The organism is Desemzia sp. FAM 23990, assembly GCF_045528485.1.
Classification (GTDB): domain Bacteria; phylum Bacillota; class Bacilli; order Lactobacillales; family Carnobacteriaceae; genus Desemzia.
The window spans coordinates 1-9,421 of the sequence record NZ_JBGQQW010000042.1 but is presented as its reverse complement, the minus strand read 5'-3'; the positions used below and the strand labels follow the sequence as shown (position 1 = coordinate 9,421).

The window sequence follows — 9,421 nt, the reverse complement described above, 5'->3', positions numbered from 1 at the left end:
TGGAATCAGCTAAATAAGCAAAATTTTCTGGAAATAGTCATCCTTTGCGTAAGCATTCGATTTTTTTTACTTTTTTCAAGAAAATAATAATTCAGAATATTCTGACTATATTTATGCAACACTAGTGCTTTATTATAAGTCATCAGTTATAGAAAACAATCAATACGCATTAGTTCAATAGTTGTTCTGCAGTTGGCACTCCACTCTCACATTCAAAAAAGCTCGAATTTTCTAATAGATAGAAGAAAATTCGAGCTTTTTGGATAGTGATTAGAATGATGGTACTTCGTTTACTTTATGTCACCAATCATCATGCTCATTAAACACACGTCTAAATATTCCCCGTTGTCTTTTACCCCACGAGACATGACTGCTTCTAATGTAAACCCCAACTTTTCGTATAAATGACGCGCTTTTTGATTCCGGGCTTGCACAGTCAACTCCAAGCGTTTCAAGACAGATGATTCATTAGCCCACTCAATCATTTCTTTCATCATAGTGGTCCCTAACCCGTAGCCCCAATAGTCTTTTGCGATGACGATGCCTATCTCACCAATATGGCTTAATTTTGGGCTTTGAGAGCCATGCACAGAAGCGGTGCCGATAACTTCATCATTTACCAAGGCAACCAGCAGGACGTTATTATTTGACTCATACAGCTTAGCTAATTGCTCTTGTTCTTCTTCTACCGTGATTCCCGGTCCTTCTTCGCCCATTGTCATAAACCCGGTTTCAAGAGCTGTATGACTCAAATGATTTAAGATGCTTGCAGCATCATCCGGAATAGCTTCTCTGATTACTACATCCAATTGTTCTTCCATCAATTCACCTGCTCCTTAGTCAATATTCCATGCTTCTATTAATTTCTCAAAACGTTTCCCTTTTGGTATAAACGTTATTTTTCGTTCTGACAACTCTTCACCTACTGGTTTTAATTGGATCTCAAGATGCTCTTCTGGAACATCTTCAGGAATAAAAGTCGCCCATTCAATCACTGAAACGCCTTCTCCTTCAAAGTACTCTTCAAGCCCTAAGTCAGTTCCTCCAGTTTCTTCTAAACGATAGACATCCATGTGATACAAAGGCAATCTTCCTTCATCATATTCACGTATAAGCGTATACGTGGGACTTTTAATAATGCGTTGGATTCCTAATCCTTCAGCGATACCTTTTGTAAAAGTTGTTTTGCCAGCTCCTAAATTGCCTTCCAACAACAACACATCTCCTGCTGCTAATTGATCCGCTAAACTAGCCGCTATTTCTTTTGTTTCCATTTCGTTTTTTGCATAGAGTGTTTTCACGTCATTCACCTTTCTTCTCATAGGCAGTTATTGTACTATTTTAATTCATTTGACTAGAAAAAGCGAAAACTAATTTTGATGAAACTTCTCAAAATAAAAAAAGGCACTCAAAGAGCGCCTTTTCTGTCTTTTAATCATAGAATTTTAATTATAGAGCTTGATTAGCTGTGATGATAGCTGTCTTGTAGACATCTTCTTCCACACAACCACGAGAAAGGTCAGAAATGGGTTTGTTCAAACCTTGTAAGATTGGTCCAATTGCTTCAAAATTACCGAAACGTTGTGCGATCTTGTAACCAATATTTCCTGATTGTAATTCTGGGAAAACAAATACTGATGCTTGTCCAGCAACATTTGATTCTGGTGCTTTTTGATCTGCAACAGCTTTAACGAAAGCAGCATCAAACTGGATTTCACCGTCAATTTCATATTGAGGTGCTAATTCTTTAGCAATTTTAGTTGCTTCGGCTACTTTAGTTACTTCGTCAGCTTTTGCTGAACCCTTTGTTGAGAAGCTTAATAAAGCAACTTTAGGTTCAATATCAAACATTTCAGCTGTTTTAGCACTTTCTACTGCGATTTCTGCTAATTCTTGCGCAGAAGGGTTCACGTTGATGGCACAATCTGAGAACAAGTATTTTTCTTGTCCACGTCCGCGCATCATAATGAACGCTCCACTAGTACGGCTAACGCCTGGTTTAGTTTTGATGATTTGAAGAGCAGGACGAACGGTATCTCCTGTTGAGTGTACAGCCCCACTTACAAGAGCATCTACTTTACCCATGTGAGTTAACATTGTTCCAAAGTAGTTTTCATCTTTTAAAATTTCATGAGCTTGTTCTGCAGTTGCTTTACCTTTACGGCGTTCAACAAAAGCTTCTACCATAGCGTCAAATTCATCATAGTTATTTGGGTCAATGATTTCAATGTTTTCTACGTTAAATCCATGATCTTTTGCGGAAGTTTTGATTTCTTCAACATTTCCTAAAAGTACTGGGTGTACCAAGTTTTCTGCTTGTAAACGGACTACCGCACCCAAAATACGTGGTTCAGTTCCTTCTGGAAATACTACACGGACATTTTTATTTAAAACTTTAGATTTTAAACTCTCAAATAGTTCCAATCTAATTCCCTCCAACCTTGTTTTATACTACAGTTCTAATAATACTACTATATCACCAAAAAATACAGTTATTTCAGCTTTTTTTATTCTTATACAGCTATTTTTTATTTTTTCACAGAACAAAACTATTACAGATATTCAGTTGTTGTTTCTTTTTAGAGTGTAGGCACTTCCCAATCGATCGGTGTCTGTCCACTTTCGATCAAAGCCTCATTGGTTTTTGAAAAAGGTCTTGATCCAAAAAAACCTTTTCTGGCAGAAAAGGGGCTTGGATGAGGCGACGTTAGGACCACATGTTTAGACTCATCAATCAAATCTCTTTTTTCAATCGAAGGATTTCCCCACAGAATAAACACGATCATTCCACTTCGTTCATTCAGTTTTTGAATCACAAAATTGGTTAATTCCTCCCATCCTTTTCCTTTATGCGAATGAGAATGTCCTTCTCTCACAGTCAAGACGGTATTTAACAACAACACTCCTTCCTTCGCCCATGATTCTAAGTAACCATGATCAGCTGGAGGATATCCTAAATCGGCCTCTAATTCTTTGTAGATGTTTTTTAAAGAAGGCGGCAGTTTAATTCCTGGTTGTACAGAAAAACTCAGTCCATGTGCTTGATTTTCTCTAATATAAGGATCTTGACCTAATATAACTGCTTTTACTTCACTATATGGTGTCCATTCAAAAGCCTGCCAAATATTTTCTTTTGGCGGGTAGATCGTTTCTGTTTCATATTCTTTTTTTAGAAATTCTCGCAGCTTTTGGTAACTCTCCGATTCACTGGCTTCTTTCAGAATAGGTGCCCAATCATTTTTTACTGGAATTGTCACAATTATGTTCCTCTCTTTAATTACTTTCCTTTTTCCTTATCCTACAAGAATTAAGACCCTTTCACAAGCGAAAACCTCTTTCATTTAAAGGTGCTATTTTCAAGCTATCATGGTAGACTGAAACTAGTAAAAAATCATGGAGGTTGTAGAATGGTAAAATTGATTGTTTCTGATATGGATGGGACATTGTTAAATGAAAAAATGATGATTTCCCAAACAAATGCGGATGCTATTCGTGAAGCAGAGAAACAAGGTATCCCTTTTATGGTAGCAACAGGACGTGGCTTTACAGAAGCCAAACCATTATTAGAAGAAGCTGGATTGTCTTGCCCGATCATTACGCTTAACGGTGCTCAAGTTTATGATGAAAAAGGAACTATTTTAAAAACAGCCGGTATCACTAAAGACACGGCTCGTAAAATATTAGCCACTATTAGAGAGCATAATTTGTATTGTGAGATCACAACTGGCAATGGTATTTTTTCGGATAACAAAGCGAAACGTATCGAGTCTGTTGCTTCTTTGCTTTTCGAAACAAACCCTGACACGACTTATAAAATGGCTGTAGTGTTAGCTGCTGCTCGTTTAGAGATTATGAATATCCATTACATTGATAATTACGATGAATTGATCGAGGACGAAACAATAGATGTGCTGAAAATTATTGCTTTCAGTCAAGATGGACAAAAAACATTGTTGCCTATTTCAGCTGAGTTAAATCAAATCGGTGATTTAGCGATCACTTCTTCCTTCGAAAACAACATTGAAATCAATCATGTTGATGCTCAAAAAGGAATTGCCGTCAGCGAGATGGCTAAAAAAATGGATATTGACTTGGACGATGTCATGACATTCGGAGATAATCTCAATGATTTATCAATGCTTAAAATCACAGGATTTAGTTTTGCTATGGAAAATGGCGCACAAGAAACTAAAAATACCGCAAAATACCTCACTTCAGCCAATAATGAAAATGGGGTTGCTGAAGGTATTATGTTGGCTCTTAATGGCCGCTTAGAAGAAAAAGTCAGCATTAACTAATCCCCTATAAAATAATGGTAAAAAGCTCATAGAGTTGGTTGAATAACCGACTCTGTGAGCTTTTTTGAGGTATTGAATTTAAAGCCTGTGATGTTCTCTTATTTTGGATGTGTTGCGTAAAACTATCAGGGTAGCCCTCCAAAAAAATGTTAGCTTTTTTATATGCAGCTGATTGGCTGGTTTGCATACGGTATTCCCACGACTTAGACTAGCCAATTTTGCTTTTGGTCGAACAGGATTACACCATTCAATGTGTTTTTCCAGTGAGATCCTCTGATTATCATGTCCAAAGAAAGCTTCGTTTGATGAGTTAATCAAGTTTATTAGTCAAGTGAGTAGTGAATTATTTCCCACTTGACTAATAAAGCGAGTTTATTGATCAAGTAGCAATTAAATAAGTGCTCACTTGATCAATAAAATGGTTTTATTACTCAAGTGAACATTAAATTAAGGCTCACTTGAAGAATAAACTAAAAAAATTAGAGCTACCAGCCGTCTCAGACACATTCATTCTTTATTCAGTCGGCATTTGAGTATAGTTTAATGAGAAATTCTTCTGTTTATTCGTTAAGAAATGATAAACAAAGGTCTATCCAGCTATTCTTGAGCCACTTTCAGCTTAAATTTTTCATGATACTTTGCCATAAAAATAGACCCCGTAAAATTAGATTTCACTCTAACTTTTCGGGGTCAGCCCTTGATTTGCGCGCTTACTTAATAACCATAGCTTTTTCTTGTGCTATCAGACACAGTTCTTGAGCTTTGAAGATATGGTCTTGGGTCATGGCATTTTCAGTGCGATTGATACAGTCTTTGATCATTTCTCCGAAAAATGGGAATCCAACTTCTCCAGTCAATGAGTAATGTTTTTCGCCTTCTGCTGTAACCAAATATAAATGGTCGCCTGTTTCTTCGCGAGCTACATCTACGTATTTACGTACTTCGATCGTTCCTTTAGTACCCGTAATGAACACACGACCATCACCCCAAGTACTTAAACCATCTGGTGTGAACCAGTCTACTTTAAAGATGAAACTTGCGCCATTTTCGCCAACTAAGGTAGCATCACCATAATCTTCTAATTCAGGCGTATCCGAGTTAGCAAAATTTCCAACTTTACTATGCAGCACTTCAGCATCTTCATTTCCTGTAAAGTATAAGAATTGTTCGATTTGATGGCTTCCGATATCACATAATATCCCACCATATTGTTCTTTATTAAAGAACCAATCAGGACGTTTTTCTTTGTCCAAACGATGCGGACCGAAACCGGTGACTTGAATCACGTCTCCGATGACACCCTCTTTTACCAGCTGTCCAGCATAAACAGCCCCTTCCACGTGCAGACGTTCACTGAAGTAGACCCAGAATTTTTGTCCTGTTTCTTTTACGACACGTTTCGTTTCTTCCAATTGTTCCATGGTTGTAAAAGCTGTTTTATCTGTGAAATAGTCTTTTCCAGCTTTCATCACTTGATTTCCCAGCTCACTGCGTTTGTTTGGAACTGCAGCTGCCGCCACCAAATGAATCTCTGGATCTTCCAAGATTTGTTCTAATGACTCAGCCACTTGTGCTTGCGGGAATTGTTCTTTGTATTCGGCTACTTTTTCTGGATTTGGATCGTAGACCCATTTCAAAGTTGCTCCAGCTTCCAGTAAACCATTGGTCATTCCATTGATGTGTCCATGATCTAAAGCTGCTGCTGCGAAATTAAATTCCCCTTCTTCAACTACTCGATTCATTTTTCCTTTTGGCGCATAATTCATCCCATCGTTACTGCCCATATAATACCCTTCCTTTCAGTAGAAAAAAGGGAACCAGTCGTCTCTGATCAACTGGTTTCCTCTTTTAGTGTGCATTAGAATAATTCTTTGTATCCTAATTCGTATAAGTAGTCGCGTGAGTCCGCTAAACTGTCGAATGGATCGCGTCCATATACGTCATCTTGTTCAACCAGCAAGTAACGAGCACCACTTTCAATACTTTGTTCAATAATGCCTTTCAAGTCAAGGGAACCTGTTCCCAATTCAGCAAATTGAATGTTATTTGTGAATGCATCCATGAAATGCTCTGCTTCCCCTCTTTGTAAAGCATCTACAGCTTCTTGAGGGACCGGAACGATACGGTAGTCTTTCAAGTGAACCAAATCTACTTTCCCAGCGTATTCTTTCAGTACTTCGATTGGATTTCTTCCACCACGTTGTACCCAGTGCATATCCAATTCAAAGCCCAATAATGGTGCTTCTTCACGAATGATGTCTAACAGGTAACGACCGTCGTATTTTACAAATTCAATATGGTGGTTGTGGTAATACAATTTAATCCCTTGCTCTTTCATTTTTTCCGCTACATCATTGGCTTCATGGCAAAATTCCACTACTTTATCCAGCGAAGCCATTGCTTCAAATGGCAGCATTCCGATACGAACGATGTCTGCATCTAATGTTTTACAATCATCGATAATCTTATCCAAATGAGTGGTCAAAGATTCTTGCCCTTCCATCATCGGCTTCAGTCCAGCTGATAAAGAAGCGATTTCCATCCCTAACTCTGTGGAAGCCCGTTTGATTTCTTGGACATTTTCCGGTGTCATATCTACTTGAGAAATCTCCACTGCGTTATAACCTAATTCACTTGCTCTTTTTAGTGTTTCGTAAGGTCCTAAGTCTTTAAACTGTTCCTTCAACGTGAACCCTTGTACCCCGATTTTCACTTTTGTCATGATTAAGCTCCTCTCTTGTTATCCGTTCTGCATTTCCTGCATTTTTTGATGAACGGTCCATCATTTCAATCATTTCCATAGAGGCGATTGCTTCTCTTACGTGGACATAGTCTTCGGTATTGTCTAAAATACTTTTATAGAATCGTTGAATCAGAATTCTATGCCCCATCCCGTAGTAGAATTTAGATCCTGGAATTCGATCGTCTTCTTCAATAACTTCTTTTCGTCCATTTTCATTAGTGAAATACAAGCGACTATCTTTGATCGTAAATTTTTCCTTTTCCGTGATCACTTGTAATTCCACTGAAGAATTCTCTGTATACGCATTGGTTGCATGGAAAAAAGCTTTTACCCCCGATTCGAAAGTAAATGTCGCGCTGGCTGTATCTTCTACTTCAATGTCGTAGTCCGTCAAATTAGTCAGTGACGCTTTACAGCTCTTTAAATCGCCACCGATCAACTGAATCAAATCCAGTGTATGGATCGATTGATTGATAATTGAGCCATAACCTGCTTCCAGTTTCTTCCCGCGCCACGGTTTAGTTGTATAATAGCTTTCTGGACGGAACCACGTTACTAATCCTTTAATAGAAGTAATTTGTCCCACATCTTCATTTTCGAGGATGTCTATCAGCTTCATAAAACTTCTATTGTAGCGATTTTGAAAACTGACACAGATTTTTCGATCTGTACTTTCAGCTAATTCAAGTTGTTCTAGAGATTCTTCATAATTGACAGAGACAGGTTTCTCCAAATAGACATGTGCACCGTATTTCACACACATAGCGGTAGCCGGTTGATGCAAATAATGCGGCAGACAAATGTGGACAACATCCAGCTCCATTTTTTGCAACATCGTTTCCATGTTCGTAAAAAATGGAAACTCCGTCCATTCACTTTTTTTATCTACATCCATGTCGCATACTGCTACCAATTCACCGTACTCACTTGCATTAATAGCATTAACATGTACGGGAGAAACGTCTCCTAAGCCAATTAAACCAACTCTTAACATAAGCTTTCTCTCCTTGTTCTTGACTCTACCCTAAGCGACAGACTATCTTTCGGAGAATTTGCCTTCTTCACGAATGCGTTTGTTTAATTCTTCCAGATATAATTCTTCGTCTAGATCTTGTAAATTGATTTCTTTACCTGTCCAGCTTGAAAGGTGAATCGAATTTGCTAAGCGAACTCCGTTGATTCCGTCAGAACCTGGTGCCAATAGAGGTGCGCCATCTAAAATATTCGCTGCAAAGTTTTCCAATACGCCTGAATGTTGCTCTCCCCATGGACTATCAAATTCAATCGTTTCTTGAGTATACAATTCATCTGCCTTCAATTGACCCATAAAGAGCTTTTTAACGTCTTCCATATCCATGTTCTCGCTAAGTTCTTGCTCTGGTTTAACTAAGCGACTAACTGTAGCTGTTTTACTTCCATCTACCACGATTTTCCCTTGATCGCCTAAGATTTCAAAACGGTCAGTTCCAATAATATCATGTGTAGCTGTAACAAAAACTCCTGTTACTCCATCACCATAATCTACAACAGCAGTCACTTCATCTTCTACTACGATATCACGTTTGAAACCATATGCTACTTTTGAGTAAACTGATTTTGGAACTCCACAGATCCATTGCCATAGGTCTAATTGGTGAGGTGCTTGGTTCACTAAGACGCCTCCACCTTCTCCGCCCCATGTTGCTCTCCATTCGCTTTGATCGTAGTAAGGTTGTGGTCTCCACCAGTTTGTGATGATCCAGTTTGAACGACGGATTTTTCCGATTTCACCATTGTCCACAATCTCTTTGATTTTTTTGTATAATGGATTGTTGCGTTGGTTGAACATGATTCCAAATGTCAATTCTGATTTAGTAGCTGCAAATTCATTTAACTCTTTTACTTGTTTCGTGTAAACTCCAGCAGGTTTTTCAACTAGTGCATGGATGTCGCGTTTTAAAGCTGCGATTCCCATTTCAGGGTGAAGGTAGTGCGGTACAGTTGTGATGATAGCATCTACTTTTCCGCTTTCCATCATTTCAATGTAATCTTCATAAAAAGGTACTTCAGGATATTCGCTTTCAACAACAGCTTTTTTTTCTGTATCAATATCACAGATAGCTGCGATTTCCATGTTTGGAACCATTCCATCTTTAATAAATTTTGCATACATACTACCTTGAGTCCCAAGACCGATAATACCTAATTTAACTTTTTTCGTCATTTTAGCTTCACCTGTTAGTGTCAATATTTTCTCGGTAAAAATTTTTTTTAAAAGTTCAAAGAGAAATTATTCCATTTTTCCAAACAATTATACGTTGATTTGCCTTTTTTGTTCTGTTTTTGTGCTATATAAGATGAAAAAACGTTTTTTTGGGCTTTTTAACCCGCAGGCCGAATA

9 protein-coding genes are annotated in these 9,421 nt (G+C 38.0%); 1 reads left to right on the top strand and 8 read right to left on the bottom strand.

What is annotated here, in order from left to right; translation table 11 throughout:
- Nucleotides 1-290 precede the first annotated feature (290 nt).
- The 4 genes from ACEN4I_RS13055 to ACEN4I_RS13040 all read right to left on the bottom strand — a co-directional run bounded on the left by ACEN4I_RS13055 (nt 291) and on the right by ACEN4I_RS13040 (nt 3,257).
- A complete protein-coding gene (locus ACEN4I_RS13055) occupies nt 291-821 on the bottom strand; it encodes a GNAT family N-acetyltransferase (RefSeq protein ID WP_407103282.1) in 531 nt (176 codons plus the stop codon).
- A gap of 15 nt (nt 822-836) precedes the next feature.
- The gene (gene tsaE / locus ACEN4I_RS13050; protein WP_407097179.1) at nt 837-1,274 is read right to left on the bottom strand and encodes a tRNA (adenosine(37)-N6)-threonylcarbamoyltransferase complex ATPase subunit type 1 TsaE; all 438 of its coding nucleotides are present in this window, start codon (nt 1,272-1,274) and stop codon (nt 837-839) included.
- A gap of 175 nt (nt 1,275-1,449) precedes the next feature.
- Entirely contained in the window at nt 1,450-2,424 is a 975-nt protein-coding gene (gene pta / locus ACEN4I_RS13045; protein WP_407096090.1) for a phosphate acetyltransferase, read from the bottom strand.
- A gap of 155 nt (nt 2,425-2,579) precedes the next feature.
- Nucleotides 2,580-3,257, bottom strand: a complete 678-nt coding sequence (locus ACEN4I_RS13040) for a uracil-DNA glycosylase (protein ID WP_407096091.1) — start codon at nt 3,255-3,257, stop codon at nt 2,580-2,582.
- 150 nt (nt 3,258-3,407) lie between these two features.
- On the opposite strand from ACEN4I_RS13040, the gene ACEN4I_RS13035 reads away from it, so the two are divergent.
- A complete protein-coding gene (locus tag ACEN4I_RS13035) occupies nt 3,408-4,298 on the top strand; it encodes a Cof-type HAD-IIB family hydrolase (protein ID WP_407103280.1) in 891 nt (296 codons plus the stop codon).
- Between the two features lie 710 nt (nt 4,299-5,008).
- On the opposite strand, the gene ACEN4I_RS13030 is transcribed toward ACEN4I_RS13035, so the two are convergent.
- From ACEN4I_RS13030 to ACEN4I_RS13015, 4 genes are all read right to left on the bottom strand, one after another.
- Nucleotides 5,009-6,082, bottom strand: coding sequence for a Gfo/Idh/MocA family protein (locus ACEN4I_RS13030; protein ID WP_407096093.1), 1,074 nt, complete (start codon nt 6,080-6,082; stop codon nt 5,009-5,011).
- Nucleotides 6,083-6,156: 74 nt separating this feature from the next.
- Nucleotides 6,157-7,020, bottom strand: coding sequence for a sugar phosphate isomerase/epimerase family protein (locus ACEN4I_RS13025; protein WP_407096094.1), 864 nt, complete (start codon nt 7,018-7,020; stop codon nt 6,157-6,159).
- Nucleotides 6,968-8,035: a Gfo/Idh/MocA family protein gene (locus ACEN4I_RS13020; RefSeq protein WP_407103279.1), complete on the bottom strand. Its 1,068-nt coding sequence runs from the start codon at nt 8,033-8,035 to the stop codon at nt 6,968-6,970. The genes ACEN4I_RS13025 and ACEN4I_RS13020 overlap by 53 nt, the downstream gene beginning before the upstream one ends.
- 42 nt (nt 8,036-8,077) lie before the next feature.
- The gene (locus tag ACEN4I_RS13015) at nt 8,078-9,244 is read right to left on the bottom strand and encodes a Gfo/Idh/MocA family protein (RefSeq protein WP_407096096.1); all 1,167 of its coding nucleotides are present in this window, start codon (nt 9,242-9,244) and stop codon (nt 8,078-8,080) included.
- Nucleotides 9,245-9,421: the final 177 nt, after the last annotated feature.

What these genes read in the sequence shown, in the direction of transcription:
- ACEN4I_RS13030 (WP_407096093.1), bottom strand. Translation starts at nt 6,082, where the DNA reads ATGGGCAGTAACGATGGGATGAATTATGCGCCAAAAGGAAAAATGAAT.
- ACEN4I_RS13015 (WP_407096096.1), bottom strand. Translation starts at nt 9,244, where the DNA reads ATGACGAAAAAAGTTAAATTAGGTATTATCGGTCTTGGGACTCAAGGT.
- ACEN4I_RS13035 (WP_407103280.1), top strand. Translation starts at nt 3,408, where the DNA reads ATGGTAAAATTGATTGTTTCTGATATGGATGGGACATTGTTAAATGAA.
- ACEN4I_RS13055 (WP_407103282.1), bottom strand. Translation starts at nt 821, where the DNA reads ATGGAAGAACAATTGGATGTAGTAATCAGAGAAGCTATTCCGGATGAT.
- ACEN4I_RS13020 (WP_407103279.1), bottom strand. Translation starts at nt 8,035, where the DNA reads ATGTTAAGAGTTGGTTTAATTGGCTTAGGAGACGTTTCTCCCGTACAT.
- tsaE (WP_407097179.1), bottom strand. Translation starts at nt 1,274, where the DNA reads ATGGAAACAAAAGAAATAGCGGCTAGTTTAGCGGATCAATTAGCAGCA.
- ACEN4I_RS13025 (WP_407096094.1), bottom strand. Translation starts at nt 7,020, where the DNA reads ATGACAAAAGTGAAAATCGGGGTACAAGGGTTCACGTTGAAGGAACAG.